At 68.1% G+C, this 23,061-nt stretch carries 18 protein-coding genes; 9 read left to right on the forward strand and 9 right to left on the reverse strand.

The genetic code is table 11. From position 1 onward, the window contains the following. Positions 1 to 64: 64 nt before the first annotated feature. The 5 genes from whiA to ASG73_RS12650 are packed head-to-tail and all read right to left on the reverse strand — an operon-like array spanning position 65 to position 5,309. Positions 65 to 1,048: a DNA-binding protein WhiA gene (gene whiA, locus ASG73_RS12630; protein ID WP_055995660.1), complete on the reverse strand. Its 984-nt coding sequence runs from the start codon at positions 1,046 to 1,048 to the stop codon at positions 65 to 67. A gap of 57 nt (positions 1,049 to 1,105) precedes the next feature. Next, on the reverse strand, positions 1,106 to 2,056 hold the full coding sequence (locus ASG73_RS12635; protein WP_055995663.1) for a gluconeogenesis factor YvcK family protein: 951 nt from the start codon (positions 2,054 to 2,056) through the stop codon (positions 1,106 to 1,108). Positions 2,057 to 2,058: 2 nt separating this feature from the next. Then, positions 2,059 to 2,952: an RNase adapter RapZ gene (gene rapZ, locus ASG73_RS12640; RefSeq protein WP_055996089.1), complete on the reverse strand. Its 894-nt coding sequence runs from the start codon at positions 2,950 to 2,952 to the stop codon at positions 2,059 to 2,061. 17 nt (positions 2,953 to 2,969) lie between these two features. Further along, positions 2,970 to 4,913, reverse strand: a complete 1,944-nt coding sequence (uvrC, locus tag ASG73_RS12645; protein WP_055995666.1) for an excinuclease ABC subunit UvrC — start codon at positions 4,911 to 4,913, stop codon at positions 2,970 to 2,972. Between the two features lie 9 nt (positions 4,914 to 4,922). After that, a complete protein-coding gene (locus tag ASG73_RS12650; protein WP_055995669.1) occupies positions 4,923 to 5,309 on the reverse strand; it encodes a Rieske (2Fe-2S) protein in 387 nt (128 codons plus the stop codon). 211 nt (positions 5,310 to 5,520) lie between these two features. On the opposite strand from ASG73_RS12650, the gene ASG73_RS12655 reads away from it, so the two are divergent. The 5 genes from ASG73_RS12655 to ASG73_RS12675 all read left to right on the forward strand — a co-directional run bounded on the left by ASG73_RS12655 (position 5,521) and on the right by ASG73_RS12675 (position 11,132). After that, positions 5,521 to 6,750 carry a branched-chain amino acid ABC transporter substrate-binding protein gene (locus tag ASG73_RS12655; protein WP_055995672.1) on the forward strand — a complete coding sequence of 410 codons (1,230 nt, stop codon included), beginning with the start codon at positions 5,521 to 5,523 and terminating at the stop codon, positions 6,748 to 6,750. A gap of 167 nt (positions 6,751 to 6,917) precedes the next feature. After that, a complete protein-coding gene (locus tag ASG73_RS12660; protein ID WP_055995675.1) occupies positions 6,918 to 7,877 on the forward strand; it encodes a branched-chain amino acid ABC transporter permease in 960 nt (319 codons plus the stop codon). Then, positions 7,874 to 9,541: a branched-chain amino acid ABC transporter permease gene (locus ASG73_RS12665; protein ID WP_055995678.1), complete on the forward strand. Its 1,668-nt coding sequence runs from the start codon at positions 7,874 to 7,876 to the stop codon at positions 9,539 to 9,541. Before ASG73_RS12660 ends, ASG73_RS12665 begins: the two co-directional genes overlap by 4 nt. After that, positions 9,538 to 10,422: an ABC transporter ATP-binding protein gene (locus ASG73_RS12670; protein ID WP_055995681.1), complete on the forward strand. Its 885-nt coding sequence runs from the start codon at positions 9,538 to 9,540 to the stop codon at positions 10,420 to 10,422. Before ASG73_RS12665 ends, ASG73_RS12670 begins: the two co-directional genes overlap by 4 nt. Positions 10,423 to 10,427: 5 nt before the next feature. Continuing rightward, on the forward strand, positions 10,428 to 11,132 hold the full coding sequence (locus tag ASG73_RS12675) for an ABC transporter ATP-binding protein (protein ID WP_268766363.1): 705 nt from the start codon (positions 10,428 to 10,430) through the stop codon (positions 11,130 to 11,132). A gap of 148 nt (positions 11,133 to 11,280) precedes the next feature. Here ASG73_RS12675 and uvrA read toward each other — a convergent pair whose 3' ends face one another. Continuing rightward, positions 11,281 to 14,373, reverse strand: a complete 3,093-nt coding sequence (uvrA, locus tag ASG73_RS12680; protein ID WP_055995687.1) for an excinuclease ABC subunit UvrA — start codon at positions 14,371 to 14,373, stop codon at positions 11,281 to 11,283. A gap of 79 nt (positions 14,374 to 14,452) precedes the next feature. Between uvrA and ASG73_RS12685 the strand changes: the two genes are divergently transcribed. The 3 genes from ASG73_RS12685 to ASG73_RS12695 all read left to right on the forward strand — a co-directional run bounded on the left by ASG73_RS12685 (position 14,453) and on the right by ASG73_RS12695 (position 18,015). Next, on the forward strand, positions 14,453 to 16,309 hold the full coding sequence (locus tag ASG73_RS12685) for a glycoside hydrolase family 15 protein (RefSeq protein ID WP_235499447.1): 1,857 nt from the start codon (positions 14,453 to 14,455) through the stop codon (positions 16,307 to 16,309). After that, positions 16,306 to 16,974: an MBL fold metallo-hydrolase gene (locus ASG73_RS12690; RefSeq protein ID WP_055995689.1), complete on the forward strand. Its 669-nt coding sequence runs from the start codon at positions 16,306 to 16,308 to the stop codon at positions 16,972 to 16,974. The genes ASG73_RS12685 and ASG73_RS12690 overlap by 4 nt, the downstream gene beginning before the upstream one ends. Before the next feature lie 150 nt (positions 16,975 to 17,124). Beyond that, positions 17,125 to 18,015 carry a bile acid:sodium symporter family protein gene (locus tag ASG73_RS12695; RefSeq protein ID WP_055995692.1) on the forward strand — a complete coding sequence of 297 codons (891 nt, stop codon included), beginning with the start codon at positions 17,125 to 17,127 and terminating at the stop codon, positions 18,013 to 18,015. 16 nt (positions 18,016 to 18,031) lie between these two features. Here the strand turns inward: ASG73_RS12695 and ASG73_RS12700 are convergent, their stop codons facing one another. Beyond that, positions 18,032 to 18,664 (reverse strand): LysE family translocator, encoded by a 633-nt coding sequence (locus ASG73_RS12700; protein WP_055996092.1) that lies wholly within the window; start codon positions 18,662 to 18,664, stop codon positions 18,032 to 18,034. A 24-nt stretch (positions 18,665 to 18,688) separates the two neighbouring features. Between ASG73_RS12700 and ASG73_RS12705 the strand changes: the two genes are divergently transcribed. Further along, positions 18,689 to 19,576 carry an EamA family transporter gene (locus ASG73_RS12705; protein WP_055995694.1) on the forward strand — a complete coding sequence of 296 codons (888 nt, stop codon included), beginning with the start codon at positions 18,689 to 18,691 and terminating at the stop codon, positions 19,574 to 19,576. 90 nt (positions 19,577 to 19,666) lie between these two features. On the opposite strand, the gene ASG73_RS12710 is transcribed toward ASG73_RS12705, so the two are convergent. Both ASG73_RS12710 and uvrB read right to left on the reverse strand, forming a co-directional pair. Continuing rightward, complete coding sequence (locus tag ASG73_RS12710) at positions 19,667 to 20,656, reverse strand: TerC family protein (RefSeq protein WP_055996096.1); 990 nt, start codon at positions 20,654 to 20,656, stop codon at positions 19,667 to 19,669. A 232-nt stretch (positions 20,657 to 20,888) separates the two neighbouring features. Beyond that, positions 20,889 to 22,976 (reverse strand): excinuclease ABC subunit UvrB, encoded by a 2,088-nt coding sequence (gene uvrB / locus ASG73_RS12715; RefSeq protein WP_055995697.1) that lies wholly within the window; start codon positions 22,974 to 22,976, stop codon positions 20,889 to 20,891. Positions 22,977 to 23,061 lie beyond the last annotated feature (85 nt).

Genomic DNA, 23,061 nt, shown 5'->3' on the forward strand with positions numbered 1-23,061 from the left:
CGCGGCTCCGCTCTCCTTCACCCTATGGCCTGCGTCACGTGCACGGGAGGCCGCCCGGGCGCGATCAGCCGTCGAGCATGTCCGAGGTGAGCGTGGACTCGGTCCCGGGGATGCCATCGTCCTCGGCACGCTTGTCCGCCATGGCCAGCAGGCGCCGGATACGACCGGCGACCGCGTCCTTGGTCATCGGCGGGTCGGCGCGCTGACCCAACTCCTCGAGAGAGGCCTCCTTGTGCTCCAGCCGGAGCTGACCGGCCTCGCGCAGGTGGTCGGGGATGTCGTCACCGAGGATCTCCAGAGCGCGGTGCACCCGAGCGCCGGCAGCGACGGCAGCACGGGCCGAGCGACGCAGGTTGGCGTCGTCGAAGTTGGCCAGGCGGTTGGCCGTGGCGCGCACCTCACGGCGCATGCGGCGCTCCTCCCAGGCCAGCACGGCCTCGTGAGCGCCCAGACGCGTGAGCATGGCGCCGATCGCGTCGCCGTCACGGATGACGACCCGGTCGATCCCCCGGACCTCACGGGCCTTGGACGGGATGTCCAGACGTCGCGCCGCTCCGACGAGGGCGAGCGCGGCCTCCTGACCCGGGCAGGTGATCTCGAGGGAGGAGCTGCGGCCCGGCTCGGTCAGCGACCCGTGCGCGAGGAAGGCCCCCCGCCACGCAGCCTCGGCATCACACTGGGACCCGCCGACGACCCGTGGGGGCAGCCCGCGGACAGGTCGCCCGTCGGCATCGATGATCCCCGTCTGGCGAGCCAGCGCCTGCCCGTCCTTGCTCACCCGGACCAGGTAGCGACTCCCGCGGCGCAGGCCACCAGCGGCCAGCTGCTCGATCGGGTCGCAGTCGTAGCCGTAGAGCTCCTTGATGTTCTTGCGCAGCCGGCGGGCCGTCTGCGCACTGTCGAGCTCGACCTCGATGACGATCTGGCGGTTGACCAGGTGCAGACCGTTGGCGAAACGGAGCAGGCTGGCAACCTCCGCCTTGCGGCAGCAGGTCTTGGTCACCTCTACTCGGCTCAGCTCGTCCTTGACCTTGTCGGTCATCGCCATCGGTGGGTTCCTTCCACGTCGTCTGCTGTTCCCGTCATCGCTGCTGCGTCGCCGGGTTCACGAGAGGATGTCACGATAGGCCGCCGCGAGTCGCAGTGCGTCATGCTCCCCCGCCCGGTCCAGCCGCGCGAGCGGGGCGACGGCCAGTTCTGCGCCGAGCGTGATGCAGGCGCGCTCGAGCCGGTCGTGCTCCTCGATGGTGGAGGGATCTGCCAGCACGGTGTCGAAGCGCAGCTCCGGTGCCATCGCGTGCAGGGTCTCCAGGTGCTGGGTGGCGGAGAACCCGCGCGTCTCCGCGGTGTGCATCTCCAGGTTGAGCGTCAGCACCTTGCGGGCGCTCGCCCGGGTCAGGGCGTCGCGAAGCTCTGGGACCAGCAGGTGCGTGAGGACCGAGGTGTACCAGGACCCGGGCCCCAGGATGATGTGATCCGCCTCCTCGACCGCCTCGACCGCCTCGGGCCGGACCGGAGGATTGGCGGGGACGAGGGAGATCGACTCGACGAGGCCCGTCGTGCCGGCCACCTCCACCTGACCGCGGACCGTGGTGATCGCCGCTGGGTCCGCAGGGTCCAGACCGCTGACCTCGGCGACGAGATCGAGGGGGACCGCAGCCATGGGCAGCACTCGTCCGCGCGTGCTGAGCAGCCGGCCCACGAGGTCCAACCCGCTCACCGGGTCCTCGTGCAGCTGCCAGAGGGCGACGATGAGCAGGTTGCCCAGCGCGTGGCCAGACATCTCACCCTCGCCCGTGAACCGGTGCTGGAGGACGTCGCTCCACGTCTGGCCCCACTCGCTGTCGTCGCACAGCGCGGTGAGGGCCATCCGCAGATCCCCGGGGGGCAGGACCCCGTAATCGGTGCGCAGCCGGCCAGAGGACCCACCATTGTCCGCGACCGTCACGATCGCGGTGACCTGGTCGCAGACGAGACGAAGGGCGGACAGGCTCGCCGCCAGCCCGTGGCCACCACCGAGGGCGACCACCTTGGCCGACCTCAGGGCGTCCACCATCACTACTCCTGCCCCAGGTCGCGATGGACCACGAAGGTCGTGACCTCGTCCGAGGCCAGTCGCGCGGCGACGGCCTCCGCGATGGCGACGGATCGGTGCTTGCCTCCGGTGCAGCCGACGGCGAGCGTGACGTAGCGGCGGTTCTCGCGCTGGTAACCGGCGATGACCGGGTCCATCAGGGTGTCCACGCCATCGATGAACTCCTGGGCGCCCGGCTGGGAGAGCACGAAGTCGGCGACCTGGGTCTCGCGACCGGTGTGCGGACGCAGCTCAGGTACCCAGAAGGGGTTGGGCAGGAAGCGCATGTCGAAGACGAAGTCGGCGTCCAGGGGGACCCCGTACTTGAAGCCGAAGGACAGCACCGCCAGCCGCAGCCGCTCGGCGCTACCCGTCATGAAGAGGGGGCTGACCTTGCGACCGAGCTGGTGGACGTTGAGTCCCGAGGTGTCGACGACACTCTCAGCCGTGGCCCGCAGGTCGGCCAGGACCTCCCGCTCACGCACGATGGCGTCCAGCAGCCGTCCCGTGCCCTGGAGCGGGTGCGGGCGCCGCACGCTCTCGAAGCGACGCACGAGTGCCTCGTTGGTGGCGTCGAGGAAGATCAGGTGGGTACGCCAGCCACGCTCCTTCAGCAGCCGGATCGACTCGGCGAGAGTCTCGAAGCCCTGCGCTCGCACGTTGAGCACGATGCCGATGCGCTGGATGGGGCTGTCACCGACGAGCTTGCCCTCGCGCTCGGCCGAGACCTGCAGGAGGTCCGGCAGCAGGCTGATGGGCAGGTTGTCGATGACATACCAGCCCTGGTCCTCCATGACCTTGCCGACCGTCGACCGGCCGGCACCGCTCATGCCGGTGACGACGACGATCTCGGGCCCGGGGCCACCTGCTTCACGCATCACGGTGTCGACTTCACTCACGGCTGCTCTCCTTCGTCGAGGACCTCACCGGTGGTGAGGTTCACGGCGGGTGTCGGGGTCTCCCCGGCCAACTCTGCCGCAATCCGCTGCGCCAGTGCAGGTCCGATCCCCGCGGTGGTCGCGATCTCCTCCGGGCTGGCGGCTCGGATCTGCTTGACGGAGCCGAAACGAGCCAGAAGTGCCCCACGTCTGGCCTCGCCGAGACCGGGGATCCCGTCGAGTGCACTCCGGGTCATCGACTTGCTGCGACGCTCCCGGTGGAAGGTGTTGGCAAAGCGGTGCGACTCGTCGCGCAGACGTTGCAGCAGGTAGAGCGCCTCGCTGGTCCGCGGGAGGATCACGGGGTGCTCGTCCCCCGGCACCCAGACCTCCTCCAGCCGTTTGGCCAGACCCACGATGGCCACGTCGTCGACACCCAGCTCGTCGAGCACCTGCTGGGCAGCGGCGACCTGGGGGGCCCCACCGTCCACGACCACGAGGTTGGGTGGGTAGGCGAAGCGGCGCGTCTCCCCCGTGTCAGGGTCGGTCGCCTCGCGCTCACGGTCCTTCAGGTGCCGCTGGAAGCGCCGGGTGAGGACCTCGTGCATGGCCGCGGTGTCGTCGGTGCGGCCGTCGATGTCGCCTCGGACGATGAATCGGCGGTACTCGGCCTTGCGGACCAGCCCGTCCTCGAAGACGACCATCGACCCGACGACGTCGCTGCCCTGGATGTGGCTGATGTCGTAACCCTCGATACGTAGGGGGGCGTCGTCCAGACCGAGGATCTCCTGCAGGTCCTGCAGTGCCTGGCTGCGTGCGGTCAGGTCGCCCGCTCGGGCGACCTTGTGGCGAGCCAGCGACTGGTGGGCATTGCGGGCGACGGTCTCCATCAGGGAGCGCTTGTCACCACGTCGGGGTACGCGCAGGTCGGCGCTGCTCCCCCGTCTCTCACTGAGCCACGCGGCGACCTGCGTGGGGTCGGGCGGCAGCACCGGGACGAGGACCTCCTTCGGGACGTTCTCGCCCCCTTCGCCGCCGTACACCTGCTGGAGGAGGTGCTCGACGAGTCCGGGCAGGTCCTCGGCGTCCTTCTCCGCGACCCAGCCCCGCTGGCCCCGGATACGTCCCCCGCGCACGTGGAAGACCTGGATGGCCACCTCGAGCTCGTCGTCGGCGAGGGCGAAGACATCGGCGTCGGTTCCGTCCGGCAGAACGACCGCGGACTTCTCGAGGGCCTTGGTCAGGGCTGCGACGTCGTCGCGCAGACGTGCTGCCTGCTCGAAGTCGAGGTCGGCTGCGGCGGACTTCATCCGGCGCTCCAGACGTCGGACGAAACGCGCCGTGTCCCCGGCCAGGAAGTCGCACAGCTCTTGGGCGAGGGCGCGGTGCTCCTGCTCGCTGACGCGGCCCACACAGGGTGCCGAGCACTTGTCGATGTAGCCCAGGAGACACGGGCGCCCCGACTGCTCGGCGCGCTTGAAGACGCCTGCGCTGCAGGTACGCACCGGGAAGACCCTCAGGAGCAGGTCGAGCGTCTCGCGGATCGCCCACGCGTGCGTGTAGGGACCGAAGTACCGCGTCCCCTTGCGCTTGGCCCCGCGCAGGACCTGGGCTCGGGGGTACTCCTCGCCCAGGGTCACCGCGAGGTAGGGATAGGACTTGTCATCGCGGTACTTGACGTTGAACCGCGGGTCGTACTCCTTGATCCACGAGTACTCGAGCTGCAGGGCCTCGACCTCGGTGGAGACGACCGTCCACTCGACGCTCGCGCCGGTGCGCACCATGCGGGAGGTGCGGGGGTGAAGCGCACCGATGTCCTGAAAGTAGGACGAGAGGCGAGAGCGCAGCGACTTGGCCTTGCCCACATAGATGACTCGGCCGTGCTCGTCCCGGAAGCGATAGACCCCGGGGTCGGTCGGGATAGCCCCCGGAGCGGGACGATAGGTTGCCGGATCTGCCACCCCTCGAGCCTACGAGACGACCACGTCAGCCCCGTCGACGGTCGCGGTCCTCGGTGTCAGGCCCTCGGTGGCCGGGCCCTGGGTCACGGCGCCGTCTGCGAGGGCGAACTGGCTGCCGTGGCAGGGGCAGACGATCGCCTCGGCCGTCACCTGGTCGACCGCGCACCCCTGGTGGGGGCAGCGCACGTCAAAGGCCTTGAACTCGCCTGGTCGAGGCTGGGTGACGACGACCCCGTCGCGGACCAGCCCCCCGCCCTCGGGCACGTCACTCGTCGCGACCCGAGCGCCTGCGCTCTTCTTCTCGGAGTCCTGCGTGGAAGCGCAGGCGCTCAGTGCGCCGACCCCGCCCACGGATGCGGCCGTGAGGCAGATGGCTGTTCGGCGAGTGGTCGTCACGGTGGCCTCCGGGCGTGTGATGGTTGGAAGGTTGCCATCGTCCCACCACCGCCGCTCAACGGCTGATCGTCAGGACTTGGTAACGAGCCGGACACGGTCTTGCCACGTGAGACCGATCTCGCCCTTCGGGGGCCTAGATTCCCCTCCACAGCCTGCGACACCGACGTTGCCGGCCGCGGCCCCACGGCCAGACCCCTAACCAGGAGGACTCGTGAACAGGCGTTCCGTCATCTCTACCGGTGCGACGCTCCTCGTCGCATCCATGGCCCTGACCGCATGCGGAACCCGCGGCGGCGACAGCGGCGGCTCCGGCGATGCAGGCGGCAGCGGCGACAAGGTCGTCAAGATCGGTGTCATCTCGCCGCTGTCCGGCGACCTCTCCGCCCTCGGCCTCGGCATCCAGCACTCCGTGGAGCTGGCAGCCAAGCAGGCGAACGAGTCAGGCGACCTCGGCGACTGGAAGATCGAGGTCGCTCCCGAGGACGACGAGGGCAAGCCCGAGGTCGGCAAGAACGCTGCCTCCAAGCTCGCCTCCGACAAGGACGTCATCGGCGTCGTCGGCACCCTGAACTCCTCCGTCGCAGGACCGGTGCAGCCGATCCTCGACAAGGCGAAGATCACCATGGTCTCGCCGGCCAACACCAACCCGACCCTGACCCGTGGGGCCAAGCCGGTCGATGCGCCCGCGCGCACCTACGACAACTACTTCCGCACCTGCACCACGGACGACGTGCAGGGCCCCTTCGCCGCGCGTTACCTCTACGAGAAGGCCGGCATCAAGGAGCTGGCCACCGTCCACGACAAGAAGACCTACGGTCAGGGCCTCGTCGACGCCTTCTCCGCCGAGTACAAGAAGCTCGGCGGCAAGATCGTCGCGGCCGAGACCATCAACCCGGACGAGGACAAGTTCTCGGCCGTCGTCTCCTCGCTCAAGGCCAAGAAGCCGAAGGCGGTCTACTACGGTGGCGAGTACCCGCAGGCCGCACCGCTGAGCCAGCAGATGAAGGCCGGCGGTCTCGACGTCCCCCTCATGGGCGGAGACGGCATCTTCTCGGGTGAGTACATCAAGCTCGCCGGCAAGGGCTCCGCCGGCGATCTGGCCACCTCGGTCGGCGCGCCCACCGAGAGCCTCGAGGCCGGCAAGAAGTTCCTCGACGACTACAAGGCGGCTGGCTACAGCGACCCCGCGGAGGCCTACGGCGCCTACGCCTACGACGCCGCCACCGCCATCATCAACGCGATGAAGGTCTCCCTCAAGGACGCCGAGACGGTCGAGGACGCCCGTCAGGCCACCATCGACGCGATGAAGGATGTCTCCTTCGACGGCGTCACCGGCAAGGTCGCCTTCGACGAGTACGGCGACACCAAGACCCGCATCCTGACGGTCTACGAGGTCAAGGGCGGCGCTTGGAAGGACGTCAACACCGAAGAGTTCAAGTGATCGACCTGGTCTGACTCCCACGTCGGACCAACCGCTGGGGTGGGGAGGCGTCACGCCTCTCCACCCCAGCGTTGAGCACGACCTCTCGACGCCAGTCGACACACCTCTCGACACTTCCCTCGACACGTGGTGACCGCACGACCTGCGCTCACGCCCCAGGAGGACACGTGGAACTAGTCGCCCAGCAGATCGTCAACGGTCTGACCATCGGGTCCCTGTACGCGCTCATCGCCGTCGGCTACACCGTCGTCTACGGCATCATCCAGCTGATCAACTTCGCGCACGGTGAGATCTTCATGATCGGCGCGTTCGGTGCGCTCTCGACCTCACTGATCCTCTTCCCGGGCCAGACCGCCCTGTGGACCCTCCCCCTCATCCTCATCGGTGCCGTCGCTGCGGCCGTCGCGGTTGCCGTCGTCATGGAGCGGATCGCCTACCGCCCGCTGCGCAACGCGCCGCGCCTGGCTCCACTCATCACGGCCATCGGCATCTCGGTCTTCCTGCAGGAGCTCGTCCGGGTGGGCTACAACGACCCGACGCTCTTCATCTCGGACGCCAACCCCTTCGACTTCCCCTCCGCCAAGCAGAAGGTCGTCTTCCCCCGGGTCGACGGCATCTCCGGAGAGTCCTTCGACCTCGGCGGGATCATCCTGCAGCGACCGGCGATCTTCACCGTGGCCTGTCTGGCCATCAGCGCGATCTGGCTCTGGTACTACATCAACCGCACCCGCAGCGGCCGTGCCATGCAGGCCGTCTCGCAGGATCCGGACACCGCCCGTCTCATGGGGATCAATGTCGACCGGATCATCGTCACCGCCTTCGCGATCGGCGCGGCGCTCGCGGCCGTCGCCGGTGTCGCCTACGGCCTGCAGACGACCAACATCAACTTCAAGATGGGCTTCATCTACGGGCTCAAGGCCTTCACCGCCGCCGTCCTCGGAGGGATCGGCAACATCCAGGGCGCCGTCGTCGGTGGCCTGGTCCTCGGGATCCTCGAGTCGATCGCCATCCAGTACTTCCCCGGCGGCTCGCCGTGGAAGGACATCTGGGCCTTCTCGATCCTCATCCTCGTCCTCGTCTTCAGACCCCAAGGAATCATGGGCGCAAAGGTGGTGGACCGCGCATGAGCAAGCTGTCCCACAATCCCCGTCTCGCGGGCCCGCTCGCGCTGGCCGGCTCCGTCCTCCTCATCGTCTCCGGCCTGCTGTCCTGGAGCTACGAGCCGATCCTGGGCGACATCTCGGTCCGCTTCTGGCCGGTCACCCTGCAGGTCTACGCCATCGTCATGGGCGTGATCGCACTGCTCCTCGCGCTCGTCGCCGCCGGGCCGCTGGGCCGCTGGTCACAGCACATCGACCCAGCCCGCGGGCTGCGCACCATGGGTGTCACGGCTGCGATCTTCGCCGTCACGACACTCGTGGCCATCACGCACCAGACCGGTGGCCTCATCAACGCCAACGAGGGCGTCTGGATTGCTCTCGTCGGGGGCCTGCTCATCGCGGCCGCCGGCTACCTGCGGCCGGAGACCAAGGTCCTCGACCCGGCTGAGATCGCACTGCCGGCCTGGCTGGAGATCATCGTCATCGCCCTGCTCGTCGGGCTCGGTCTCTACACGGCGCAGTACGCCCTGAAGCAGACAGACCCGTGGGTGCTCGTGCTGCTCGTCGGCATGCTCATCGGCGTGACCCTGACGGCGACCCGCTCCAACATGGCCTCGTGGGTGGGTGGCGTCACGATGCGACACCAGCGGGTCTTCCTGCTCGCGACCTTCGTCGTCGTCCTCGCCTTCCCCTTCACCCAGGGTGGGTCGGAGGCCAACCTCAACATCGCGGGCAATGTCCTGATCTTCGCGGCCACCGCGCTCGGGCTCAACATCGTCGTCGGGCTGGCCGGCCTGCTCGACCTGGGCTACATCGCCTTCCTCGGTGCCGGCGCCTATGTCGGCGCGACGATGTCGTACTCGGCCTTCGCGACGATCGGGTGGAAGCCGCCCTTCCTCGTCGTGATGCTCATCGGCGGCCTCGTCTCCAGCATCCTCGGCCTGATCATCGGCTCCCCCACCCTGCGGGTGTCCGGTGACTACCTCGCGATCGTGACCCTCGCCTTCGGTGAGATCTTCCGACTGGCGATGTTCAACCTCGACGGCCAGTCAGGCCCGATGATCACCCGTGGGTCCAACGGCATCAACGCCATCCCGGACCTGAACTTCTTCGGGTTCAACTTCGGGCAGACCCACAACATCCTGGGCATCGACATCCCCCGAGCAGGCAACTACTACTTCGTCCTCATCGCCCTCATCGTCTTCGTCATCATCGTCTTCACCCACCTGAACAACTCACGCATCGGGCGTGGCTGGGTGGCGATCCGCGAGGACGAGCGGGCGGCCGAGGCGATGGGTGTCAACGTCTTCGGACTGAAGATCCTGGCCTTCGCCGGCGGCGCCTCGCTCGCCGGTATGGCGGGGACGGTCAAGGCCCACATGGACCAGGCCGTCTCTCCCGACAGCTACATCTTCCTCGAGTCGGCCTTCCTGCTCGCTGCCGTCGTCCTCGGCGGTATGGGCACGGTCGGTGGTGTCCTCATCGGGGCCGCCATCTTGAAGTTCCTTCCCGAGAAGCTGCGCTTCCTCGACGACTACCGGCTCCTGATGTTCGGCCTCGTGCTCGTCGTCATGATGCGGGTGCGCCCCGAGGGACTCATCGCGAGCAAGCGGCGTCAGCTGGAGTTCCACGACGACGACGAGGAGTTGGCCGAGACAGTGGTCATCGACGAGCTGGAGGCAGCCAAGTGAGCACCGCGACCGTCACACCGTCCGACGCCGAGGCCTCGGGCGAGGGCAAGGTCATCCTCGATGCCCGCAACGTCACGATGCGCTTCGGCGGCCTCGTCGCCGTCGGCGATGTGTCGATGGAGGTGAGAGAAGGCGAGATCGTCGGCCTCATCGGACCCAACGGCGCCGGCAAGACGACCTTCTTCAACTGCCTCACCGGGATGTACAAACCGACGGAGGGACAGGTCTCGCTCTTCGGCACCACGATCCCGCCGAAGCCTCGGGCCGTGGTCAAGGCGGGGATGGCTCGCACCTTCCAGAACATCCGCCTCTTCAGCAACATGACCGCGCTCGAGAACGTCATGGTCGGCCGCTTCTGCCGCACCTCCTCCGGAGCCTTCACCTCGATCATCCGAGGTCCGAAGTTCCGCCGGGAGGAGGCCGAGACGACCGCGCGGGCGCACGAGCTGCTCAAGTACGTGGGGCTCGAGGCCAGTGCCCACCTGCTGGCTCGCAACATGCCCTACGGTGACCAGCGTCGCCTCGAGATCGCGCGCGCCCTCGCGACCGATCCCAAGGTGCTGCTGCTCGACGAGCCGACCGCGGGGATGAACCCCAAGGAGACCGAGCAGGCCATGGCGCTGATCTTCAAGATCCGCGACTCCGGTCTGGCCGTCGTCGTCATCGAGCACGACATGCGCTTCATCTTCAACCTCTGTGATCGTGTCCTCTGCCTCGTGCGGGGCGAGGTGCTCGTCGAGGGCACCCCCGGCGAGGTGCAGTCGGACCACCGGGTCATCGAGGCCTACATCGGTGCGGCTGATGACGAGGACGAAGAGGTGGAGCCGCTCGAGGTCACGACGGCCTTCAGCGAACCCGACCACGAGGAGGAGGGCCGATGAGCGCGATGCTCGAGGTGAAGGACCTGGAGGTCTCCTACGGCAAGATCGTCGCGGTCAAGGGCATCTCCTTCTCCGTCGACGAAGGGGAGGTCGTCACCCTCATCGGGACCAACGGTGCCGGCAAGACGACCACCCTGCGCACGATCTCCGGTCTGCTCCGGCCCAGTGGTGGCGAGATCACCTTCCAGGGCAAGCGGATCGACAGCATGCCGGCGCACGAGATCGTCACCATGGGCTTGGCCCACTCCCCCGAGGGTCGACGCATCTTCCCGAAGATGACCGTGGAGGAAAACCTTCGTCTGGGCGCCTTCGGGCGTCGCGACAAGGAGATCACCAAGGACATCCATGCCGCGTACGAGCTCTTCCCGATCCTGGGTGAGCGCAACAACCAGCCGGCCGGCACCTTCTCCGGTGGCGAGCAGCAGATGCTCGCCATGGGTCGGGCCATGCTCTCGCGGCCGAAGCTGCTCATGCTCGACGAGCCCTCGATGGGTCTCTCCCCGATCATGATGAAGAAGATCATGTCCACGGTGAAGACCTTGCAAGCCCAGGGCACGACCATCCTGCTCGTGGAGCAGAATGCGCGCGCCGCCCTGCGTCTGGCGACCAAGGGCTATGTGCTCGAGGTCGGCAAGATCGTCACCGAGGGCACCGGCCACGACCTGCTGCACAGCGACGAGGTCCGCAAGGCATATCTCGGCGAGGACTGACGCTCGCTCCTCGCCGCCTGTTGGTCTGTCGGTCGGCGAGGAGTGGGGGTGGCGCACGCCGAAGTTCGCCAAGTGATCGTGCACGTCACCTGGACCTGTCAGGCGAACTTCGGTTTGATGCGCGCCACCCCCACTCCCCGCCTTCCCGTCAGCCTGCCTTCTTCGCGCGGCGGGCTGCTGCGCTCGCCTGGCTGGAGACGGCCTTCTTCTTGGCTGCTGCCTTCTTGGCCGGGGCATTCTTCGCGGCCACGGCCTTCTTCGTGGTGGTCTTCCTGGCGGTCTTCTTCGCCGCCTTGGTCACGGGGGCCACGTCGTCCTCGATGACCAGCTCGCCCACGATCGGCTTGGTCACGGCCGAGGTGAGGACGGGCTTCAGGAACTGGCCGGTGAAGGACCGCGGCACCGCGGCCACCTGCTCGGGTGTCCCGCTCGCGACGACCTGGCCGCCGCCGGATCCCCCTTCGGGGCCCATGTCGATGACCCAGTCGGCGCACTTGATGACGTCGAGGTTGTGCTCGATGACCAGCACGCTGTTGCCCTTGTCGACCAAGCCCTGCAGGACGATCAAGAGCTTGCGGATGTCCTCGAAGTGCAGACCCGTCGTGGGCTCGTCGAGCACGTAGATGGTGCGCCCGTTGGAGCGCTTCTGCAGCTCGGCCGCGAGCTTGACGCGCTGGGCCTCGCCGCCGGACAAGGTGGTGGCCGGCTGGCCGAGTCGCACATAGCCCAGCCCCACGGCGTTGAGGGTCTTCATGTGACGGGCGATCGCCGGTACCGCGGCGAAGAAGTCCTCGGCTTCTTCGATGGGCATGTCGAGGACCTCGGAGATGCTCTTGCCCTTGAAGTGCACCTCGAGGGTCTCGCGGTTGTACCGCGCGCCGTGGCACACCTCGCACGGGACGTAGACGTCCGGCAGGAAGTTCATCTCGATCTTCAGCGTGCCGTCGCCCGAGCACGCATCGCAGCGGCCGCCCTTGACGTTGAAGGAGAACCGGCCCGGCTGGTAGCCACGGACCTTGGCCTCGCTCGTCTGGGCGAAGAGCTTGCGCACGTGGTCGAAGACGCCCGTGTACGTCGCCGGGTTGGACCGCGGGGTCCGCCCGATGGGGCTCTGGTCGACGTGGACGACCTTGTCGAGGTTGTCCAGACCGGTGACCGTCTTGTGTCGGCCCGGGACCCTGCGGGCTCCGTTGAGCTTGTTGGCCAGGACGTTGTAGAGGATGTCGTTGACGAGGGTCGACTTGCCCGAGCCCGAGACCCCGGTGATGGCGACGAAGTTGCCCAGGGGGAAGGACACCTCGATGTCGGTCAGGTTGTTTTCCTTGGCTCCCTTGACGGTCAGCTCACGCCCGGGATCCTGGGGACGACGCACGGCCGGCAGCGGGATCTCCAGCTCGCCCGAGAGGTAGCGCCCGGTGACCGACCGGTCGTTGGTCAGCAGGTCTGCCATCGGTCCGGAGTGCACGACGTGACCACCGTGCTCGCCGGCTCCCGGACCGATGTCGACGACCCAGTCGGATGCCGCGATGGTGTCCTCGTCGTGCTCGACGACGATGAGGGTGTTGCCGAGGTCGCGCAGCCGGGTCAGGGTCTCGATGAGCCGGTGGTTGTCACGCTGGTGCAGGCCGATGCTCGGCTCGTCGAGGACGTAGAGGACACCCACGAGGCCCGAGCCGATCTGGGTGGCCAGCCGGATGCGCTGCGCCTCGCCGCCGGACAGGGTGCCCGCCGCTCGCGAGAGCGAGAGGTACTCCAGGCCCACGTCGAGGAGGAAGCCCAGCCGGGCGTTGATCTCCTTGATGACCTGCTCGGCGATCTGCTGCTCACGCTCGCTGAAGTCCACGGTGTCGAGGAAGCCGGCGGCCTCGCGGATGGACAGCGAGGAGACATCGGCGATGCTGTGACCGCCGACGAGGACGGCGAGGGACTCCGGCTTCAGTCGGGTGCCCGAGCACGTGGGGCACGGGATCTCCCGCATGTACCCCTCGTACTTCTCACGACTCCACTCCGACTCGGTCTCGGTGTGCCGCCGCTTGATGAAGGGGATGACACCCTCGAAGCCCGTGCTGTAGGAGCGCTCCCGACCGAAGCGGTTGCGGTACTTGACGTGGACCTTGTGGTTGCGTCCCTCGAGCAGCGCCTCGCGGGCACGGCTCGGCAGGGCCCGCCACGGCGTGTCCATGTCGAAGCCGAGGTCGTCGCCGAGCGCAGCCATGGTGCGCTGGAAGTACTGGGCGGACTGCGTGCCCTGCGCCCACGGTGCGATCGCGCCCTCACCGAGGGTCAGGTCGTCGTCCGGGATGACGAGGTCGGCGTCGACCTCGAGCTCGGTCCCCAGACCGGTGCAGACCGGGCACGCGCCGAAGGGCGAGTTGAAGGAGAAGGAGCGCGGCTCGATCTCGTCGATGTTGAGGGCGTGGTTGTTGGGGCAGGCCATCGTCTCGGAGTAACGGCGCTGCCGATCGGGGTCGTCCTCCTCGAGATCGACGAAGTCGATCGTCAGGACCCCACCGGCGAGCCCGAGGGCGGTCTCGACGGAGTCGGTGAGGCGCTGCTTGGCCGCGCGGTCCTCCTCCCCCTTCGCCACGAGGCGGTCGACGACCACGTCGATCGTGTGCTTGACCTGCTTCTCCAGCGTCGGCGGCTCCGAGAGCGCGACGACCTCGCCGTCGACGAGGGCCCGGCTGTACCCCTTCGCCCGAAGCTCGGAGAAGAGGTCGACGAACTCCCCCTTGCGCGCGCGGACCACGGGTGCCAGGACCTGGAAGCGGGTGCGCTCGGGCAGCTCGAGCAGCCGGTCGACGATCTGCTGGGGGCTCTGCCGGGTGATGGGCTCACCGCAGACCGGGCAGTGCGGTCGGCCGACCCGCGCGAAGAGCAGACGCAGGTAGTCGTGCACCTCGGTGATCGTGCCGACGGTGGAGCGCGGGTTGCGGTTGGTCGACTTCTGGTCGATGGAGACGGCCGGGGACAGACCCTCGATGAAGTCGACGTCCGGCTTGTCCATCTGGCCGAGGAACTGACGCGCGTATGCCGACAACGACTCGACGTAGCGGCGCTGGCCCTCGGCGAAGATGGTGTCGAAGGCGAGCGAGGACTTGCCCGAGCCCGACAGGCCGGTGAAGACCACGAGCGAGTCTCGGGGGATGTCGATGTGGATGTTCTTGAGATTGTGCTCGCGGGCACCCTGGACGACGATCCGGTCGTGCAGGCGGGAGCCGGAGGCCTTGGCAACAGTCACGCCTCCACCTTAGGTGCCGCCACCGACAGCCCACTCCACCCTCTGCGCAGGGCTGGTCCTCACGGCCTAGCCTGTGACGATGAGCACCCCGATCGAGGACTACGCAGCCATCGGCGACACCGAGACCGCGGCCCTGGTGTCGATGAAGGGGTCGGTGGACTGGTTGTGCCTGCCGCGCTTCGACTCATCGTCGAGCTTCACCGCACTGCTGGGTACCCCCGAGCACGGCCGGTGGCTCATCGGGCCGGTCGCCGATGCCGAGACCACGCGCGCCTACCGCGGTGATTCCTTCATCCTCGAGACCGTTCACCGGACGGCCACGGGCGCGGTCAAGGTCATCGACCTCATGCCGCTCGGCGATGGCCGAGCCGACCTCGTGCGCGTCGTCGAGGGCCTCGAGGGCGAGGTGGAGATGCAGCAGGAGTGGGTCGTGCGCTTCGGCTACGGCCGCATCCGTCCCTGGGTGGCGCACTCCCCCGGTCACGAGCAGGACACCGAGGTCATCACCGCCATCGCCGGCAACGACATGCTGGTCTTCCGCGGTTCTCGACTTCCCCGACCCGACGGCGCACACCACCGCGACCGGTGGACGGTCCGGGCCGGCGAGCACTACAACTTCTCGACGACCTGGGTGGCGTCGTACAAGCCCATCCCCCCGCCGCTGGACATCCACTCGCGCATCGAGGCCACCCACGACCGTTCCTCGCGGTGGGCCGCACGCTGCACCTATGAGGGCCCGTACCGGGCCGAGGTGGTTCGTTCGCTGCTCACCCTGCGACTGCTGACCGACACCCGGAGGGGCGGCATCGTCGCCGCAGCCACGACGAGCCTCCCGGAGGACTTCGGCGGCAGCCGCAACTGGGACTACCGCTACTGCTGGCTCCGAGACGCCTCTCTCACCCTCGAGTCGCTCCTGAAGTCGGGCTACGTCGGCGCGACCAAGCTGTGGCGCGACTGGCTGGTGCGCGCGATCGCCGGCGATCCCGAGGACATGCAGATCATGTACGCGGTCGATGGTGGCCGCGAGCTGCCCGAGCGCGAGCTGGACCACCTGCCCGGCTATGCCGACAGCCTCCCGGTGCGCATCGGCAACGGCGCCGTGAACCAGAAGCAGACCGACGTCCTCGGCGAGGTCATGATCGCCCTCGAGGACGCGCGCGCCCAGGGCCTGAAGGAGTCGCCCCAGTCCTGGGCCGTTCAGCGAGCCCTCGTGGGCAACCTCGCGGAGCACTGGGACCAGGCCGACAACGGGTTGTGGGAGATCCGCGGGCCCTTGCGCCACTTCACCCACTCCCGGGTGATGGTGTGGGCCGCCTTCGACCGAGCGATCCGGGCCGTGGAGCTGCACGGGTACGAAGGGGACGTGGAGCGGTGGCGGGACCTGCGCGAGCGGGTGCGCGCGGACGTCCTCGCGAAGGGATGGAACGAGGAGAAGCAGTCCTTCACGCAGCACTTCGAGACCGACGAGGTCGACGCCTCCCTGCTCCTGATCCCCATGGTCGGCTTCCTGCCCCCCGACGACCCTCGGGTACTGAGCACCGTGGCGGCCATCGAGCGCGACCTCATGCGCGACGGCCTCCTCCTGCGGTACCGCACCCAGAGCGGCGTCGACGGTCTCGAAGGCGACGAGCACCCCTTCCTCGCCTGCTCGTGGTGGCTCGTCAGCGCCTATGCCCTCACCGGCCAGCTCGACAAGGGCCATGCGCTCATGCGACGCCTGTGCGGTCTGCTCAACGACGTCGGTCTCGTCGCCGAGGAGTACGACGTCGGCGGACAGCGCCAGGCCGGCAACTTCCCCCAGGCCTTCAGCCACCTCACCCTCATCGGCGCTGCGTACGCGCTGCGCGACGCGGAGGCCGCCGAGGAGCACGGGCAGGAGCCCGAGACCGACGACACCGCCACTCCCATCCACCCCGTCGAAGGAGCACCAGCATGAGCCAGACCTACGACCCCGACGTCACGCCCGGTGGGCCCTGGTCCACCCGCGAGCTGACCGGGTTGATCATCCGCAAGATGTCCGTGTCCGAGATGCACAACAACGTCTACCTGCTCACCTGTCGCACGAGCGGCGCCCAGCTGCTCATCGACGCGGCCGACGAGGCCGAGCGGATCCGGGACCTCGTCGCGGTCGGTGGCTCCGGTCTGGACCACCTCGTGACGACCCACCAGCACTGGGACCACGTGCGGGCACTCGTCGAGGTGACCAAGGACCTGTCCCCCGAGACCCACGCCGGTGAGGACGACGCCTCCTCGCTTCCCCAGCTGCCGGACCACCGGCTGCGTCATGGCGACCGGATCGCCTTCGGTGACGCGGTGCTCGACGTCGTCCACCTGCGGGGGCACACTCCCGGGTCGGTGGCGCTGGCCTACGACGACCCTGACGGACATGTCCACCTCTTCAGCGGTGACAGCCTCTTCCCCGGCGGTGTCGGCAACACCAAGATGGCGGGCCAGAGCTTCCAGGCCCTGTTCGCCGACGTCACCCAGCGGGTCTTCGACGTGTACGACGACGACACCTGGGTCTACCCGGGCCACGGGTCGGACACGACCTTGGGCACGGAGCGGCCGCACCTCGACGAGTGGCGCGAGCGCGGCTGGTGAGGTTCCCGGGCGCGACGTCGTGACGTGCGAGGTTGACGGCCCATGACCGAGCCATCACAATCATCACTTCACGACATCGCTACCCGCCAGTAACGTTTCGGCGGTGTCCCTCTGGCCACAGAGGCCTGACCAGACTCGAGGACACCCGTCATGAACGACTCCGCACTCATCTCCATCGGGCTGCCGATTGCGCTCGCGATCATCATGTTCGGCCTCGGGCTGAGCCTCACGGTCGGCGACTTCCGCCGGATCGCTCGTTCGCCCAAGGCCGTCGTCGTGGCGCTCGTCCTGCAGATCCTCGTGCTGCCGCTCGTCGCCTTCGGCCTGGTCATCGCCTTCGACGTCGATCCGTTGCTGGCGGTCGGTGTGATGCTGCTGGCAGCCTCCCCCGGCGGGACCACTGCCAACCTCTTCAGCCATCTCTTCCGGGGCGACGTGGCCCTCAACATCACGCTCACGGCCATCAACTCGGTGTTGGCAGCGGTGAGCATCCCGGTGATCACCAATCTCGCGATCAACTACTTCGCCGCGGACGGCGAGCTCGGACTGCAGTTCGGCAAGGTCCTTCAGGTCGTCGCCATCGTCCTCGTCCCCGTGGCGCTGGGCATGGCCGTCCGTCGGCGCTCACCCGCCTTCGCCGTGCGCGCCGACAAGCCCGTGCGCATCTTCTCCATCACCGTGCTCGTCATCGTGGCCGTCGGGGCCCTGGTCGGCGAGCGGGCCAACCTGGGCACGTACCTCGAGCAGGTCGGAGTGGTGACGGCGCTCTTCTGCCTCGCGAGCCTGACGCTCGGCTACGTCGGCGCCCGCGTCATGCGACTGGACGCCCCCCAAGCCATCGCCACCGCGATGGAGGTCGGCATCCACAACACGACGATCGCCCTGACCATCGCCCTCAGCGTGCTGGGCAGCACCGAGGTCGCGATCGCGGCCGCCATCTACTCCATCTTCATGTACATCTTCGCGCCCGCCTTTGGCTTCGCCATCAGCCGCGGCACCCGTGCCGCGGCGAGCAGCCCGGCAGCGCAACGGGTGGACTGACCGGCTCCAGCGGTCGTCAGTGGGTGGCGGCGACGGTTGCACCGAAGCCGATCATCACCACGCCCATGGTCGCCTCGATCCGGCGCCGGGCACGCGGGGCGGTCAGCGCACCCCGGGCCCGGTCGGCGAGCAGGACGATGCCGGTGAGCCACACCGCGCCGATGGCCACGAGACTGAGCGCGTAGACCGCCAGGACCGGCAGTCCGGCCCCACCCCCGACAAATTGCGGGAGGACGGCCAGGTTGAAGGCCAGCACCTTGGGGTTGGTGATGTTGCACAAGAAGCCCTGAGCGAGGGTTCGGCGACGGTCACCGCGCGCCCCGGATCGAGCCGTCGACTCCTCCTCGGGAGTGCCGCTGAAGTCGCCCTTCCACGCAGCTCGCAGTGCCTGCGCGCCGAGGAGGAGCAGGTATGCCGCGCCCACCCACTTGACGGTCAGGAAGAGCGGTTCGCTCGCGACGATGATCGCCCCGAGACCCCCGGCCGCCAGCAGTCCCTGGACGGCCCCCGCAGCACTGACCCCTGCCATGGTGAGCAGCCCCTCGGAGCGGCCACGCACGAGTGACGCCCGCAGGGTGAGCGCGGTGTCCGGCCCCGGCGCAATCGTGATGACGAGCACCAGCGCGAGGAAGGAGAGGTAGGTCGTCATGAGAGCGAACACTAGGGTGAGGCCGTGAGTCGTGTCGATGCCATCCCAGCACCCGTCCTCGTGCTGGGTGGCGTGCTCTCCGTCCAGTTCGGTGGAGCTCTGGCTGCGACACTCGTCCCCCAGATCGGCGCGGCCGGATCGGTCATCCTCCGGCTGGGCATCGCCACCCTCGTGCTCCTCGCGATCGCCCGGCCCCGGTGGCGTGGGCACAGCCGTCGTGACCTCGGGACCATCATCTGCTTCGGAATCGCGATGGGCCTGATGAACTTCGCGTTCTACGCCTCGCTCGGCCACCTGCCGATCGGGGTGGCCGTGACCATCGAGTTCGTCGGACCGTTGACGCTCGCGGCCGTCCTCTCCCGCCGCCCGCGCGACCTGCTCGCCGTCGCCACCGCCGCGATCGGCGTCGTGCTGATCTCACGTGCCCTGAGCCTGCCCTTCGACCAGCTCGAGACCACCGGCATCCTGCTGGCCCTCGCGGCCGGAGCCTGCTGGGCCGCGTACATCGTCTTCTCCGGCCGCACCGGCGCAGCCTTCCCCCAGCTCGAGGGCCTGGCCCTGGCCATGGTCGTCGCGACGGTGGTCGTCCTGCCCTTCGGGCTGTGGGATGTCGCTCGGCACGGCACCGCTGCCTGGGACGGGGAGGTCCTGCTCAAGGGCCTGGGCATCGCCGTGCTCTCCTCGGTCCTGCCGTACTCGCTCGAGCTCTTCGCCCTGCGGCGTCTGGCTCCGGCCGTCTTCGGCATCCTGCTCAGCCTCGAGCCCGCGGTCGCCGCTCTTGCGGGCCTCATCGTCCTCGGTCAGAGGCTCTCCGGGGTGCAGCTCTTCGGGATGGCCCTCGTCGTCCTCGCCAGCGTCCTTGTCCTGGGCCTGGGCGCGGCCCGTCGGCCGAAGGCCGAACTCCCCGTCTGACGGCCCGTCCTGCTCGGCAGACATGACGAAGGGGGCCGCTCACCGTGATGGTGAGCGGCCCCCTTCGTCGGAGGACGGGAGGACCTGTGATCAGCTCCGCGAGCCGATGTCCGCCTTGGCGTCCTTGTTGGACTTCCACAGGCTGGCGATCGTCGTCACACCGAGGATGACGACGATGGCGCCGAGCGAGAAGACCGTCGAGATCTCTGGGACGGCCACGTGCTCTCCACCGTTGATGAAGGGCAGCGTGTTCTCGTGCAGCGCATGGAGGATGAGCTTGACACCGATGAAGGCCAGCAGGACCGACAGACCCAGACTCATGTAGACCAGCTTCTTCAGCAGACCACCGATGAGGAAGTACAGCTGCCGCAGACCCATGAGGGCGAAGAGGTTGGCCGTGAGGACGATGTACGGCTCCTTGGTCAGGCCGTAGATCGCCGGGATCGAGTCGAGCGCGAAGAGCAGGTCCGTCATGCCGAGTGCGACGACCACGATGAAGATCGGGGTCGCGACCCGCTTGCCGTTCTCCTTGGTGAAGAGCTTGGCCGACCACTCGCTCGTGCTCGGCACGGTGCGCTGGAACCACTTGACGACCCCGTTGGGCTCCCAGTCCTCCTCCTCGTCGTCGCCGCTGGTCGCGAGCTTGATCGCGGTGTAGATGAGGAAGGCGCCGAAGATGTAGAAGACCCAGGCGAACTGGTTGATCGCGGCAGCGCCGACGAAGATGAAGATCGTCCGCAGCACGATCGCGATGATGATGCCCCACAGCAAGGCGGTCTGCTGGAAGCGCTGCGGGACGCCGAACTTCGCCATGATGATGATGAAGATGAAGAGGTTGTCGACCGAGAGCGAGTACTCGGTCAACCAGCCGGCGAAGAACTCGGTGCCGCGGTCACCGCCTTCGGCCAGCCACAGCCCGATGCCGAAGGCGATGGCTGCCGTGACGTAGATCCCGAGGGTGACCGAGACCTCCTTCGTCGAGGGCACGTGTGGCCGGCGGGCCACCATGATCACGTCGAAGGTCAGCACCGCTGCGGCCACGGCGAGCGTGAGCAGCCACACCCACGTCGGCACCTCCATGGTGCCGCCGCTGATGATCGCCGGCTGGAGCGAGGAAATGGTGGACAAGAGAAGCCTTCCGGACAGAGGAACACACGTCCGGAGGTCTCTCCCACCTGGGTCAGGCCCCTGCCCCGGGCCGGACGGACCGACCGTGCTGACGAGACAGAGCTCCGGGGATACTCCCCTCCGTTGCCTCGAGTCTCTCACGCCATGGGAGCTGATGTGCCGAACCCCGAGGCGAGGGCCTGCGTCAGCGGGTCGCGGCCGTCATCTGCCGCAGCTCCTTCTTCAGGTCACCGATCTCGTCGCGCAGCCGGGCTGCCAGCTCGAAGTGCAGGTCGGTGGCCGCCTGGTGCATCTGGTCGGTGAGCTCCTGGATGAGGCGAGCCAGCTCGGTCGCCGGCAGGTCCCGTCCGCGCTCGGCCGGCTCCGCGCCCGCCGTGCCGCCCCGGCTCTTGCCTCGGGACTGGCTCCGCCCGGACCCGAGCAGCTCGGCGGTGTCGGCGTCCTCTCGTCGGAGCATGTCGGTGATGTCCGCGATCTTCTTGCGAAGCGGCTGGGGGTCGAGCCCGCGCTCGCGGTTGTAGGCGATCTGCTTGACCCGGCGACGCTGGGTCTCGTCGAGCGCCTGCTGCATCGACGGAGTGACCTTGTCGGCGTACATGTGCACCTGACCCGACACATTGCGCGCGGCGCGACCGATGGTCTGGATGAGCGAACGCGCACTGCGCAGGAAGCCCTCCTTGTCGGCATCGAGGATGCTCACGAGCGAGACCTCGGGCAGGTCGAGCCCCTCGCGCAGCAGGTTGATCCCCACGAGGACGTCGTACTCGCCCAGCCGCAGCTCGCGCAGCAGCTCCACGCGCCGGAGTGTGTCGATGTCTGAGTGGAGGTAGCGCACCCGCACCCCCTTGTCGAGGAGGTAGTCGGTCAGGTCCTCGGCCATCTTCTTGGTCAGGGTCGTCACCAGCACCCGCTCGTCACGATCGGCCCGCTGGCGGATCTCGTGCAGCAGGTCGTCGATCTGGCCCTTGGTCGGCTTGAGGACGACCTCGGGGTCGATGAGGCCGGTCGGCCGGATGACCTGCTCGACGTACCCGTCGGACTTGGCCATCTCGTAGTCGCCGGGCGTCGCCGAGAGGTAGACCGTCTGCCCGGTGCGCTCGAGGAACTCCTCCCACGTCAACGGGCGGTTGTCCATCGCGCTGGGCAGCCGGAAGCCGTGCTCGACGAGGGTGCGCTTGCGGGAGGCGTCGCCCTCGTACATGGCACCGATCTGCGGCACGGTCTGGTGCGACTCGTCGATGACGAGGAGGAAGTCCTCGGGGAAGTAGTCGAGCAGGCAGTTGGGGGCGGTGCCGGGCAGGCGTCCGTCGATGTGCATCGAGTAGTTCTCGATGCCTGCACAGCTGCCGACCTGGCGCATCATCTCGATGTCATAGGTGGTGCGCATGCGCAGCCGCTGGGCCTCCAGCATCTTGCCCTGGCGCTCCATGCTCGCCAGCGTCTCCTCGAGCTCGGTCTCGATGCCCGCGATGGCGCGCTCCATGCGCTCCGGCCCGGCGACGTAGTGGGTCGCCGGGAAGATGTGCATCTGCTCCTCCTCACGCACGATCTCGCCGGTGAGCGGGTTGAGGGTGTGGATGCGCTCGATCTCGTCGCCGAAGAACTCGATCCGCACGGCGAGCTCCTCGTAGACCGGGATGATCTCCACCGTGTCGCCGCGCACCCGGAAGGTGCCGCGGGTGAAGGCCAGGTCGTTGCGCGTGTACTGCATCGTGACGAACTTGCGCAGCAGCTCGTCACGGTCGATCTCGGCCCCGACCTCGAGCGTGACCATCCGGTCGACGTACTCCTGGGGGGTGCCGAGGCCGTAGATGCAGGAGACCGAGGCGACGACGACGACATCGCGTCGGGTGAGCAGGTTGTTGGTGGCGCTGTGACGCAGCCGCTCGACCTCCTCGTTGACCGAGGAGTCCTTCTCGATGTAGGTGTCCGACTGGGGCACATAGGCCTCGGGCTGGAAGTAGTCGTAGTAGCTGACGAAGTACTCGACGGCATTGTTGGGCAGCAGCTCGCGGAACTCGTTGGCCAGCTGTGCGGCCAGCGTCTTGTTGGGCGCCATCACCAGGGTGGGTCGCTGGACCTGCTCGATGAGCCATGCGGTCGTCGCGGACTTGCCGGTGCCCGTGGCGCCGAGGAGGACGACGTCCTGCTCTCCCGCCCGGACCCGCTGCGTCAGCTCGGCGATCGCCTTGGGCTGGTCACCGGCCGGCTCGAAGTCCGAGACGACCTCGAAGGGAGCCACCGTGCGTTGCAGATCAGTCACCGGGCGCATGACGTCAACCGTATGTCACTCCACCGACAGCGGTTCCTGCCCTTCGAGACGCTCGCCCGCTGCGCGGACTCCCCCTCAGGACCCG

This window comes from Janibacter sp. Soil728, assembly GCF_001428305.1.
In the GTDB taxonomy this organism is placed as follows: domain Bacteria; phylum Actinomycetota; class Actinomycetes; order Actinomycetales; family Dermatophilaceae; genus Janibacter.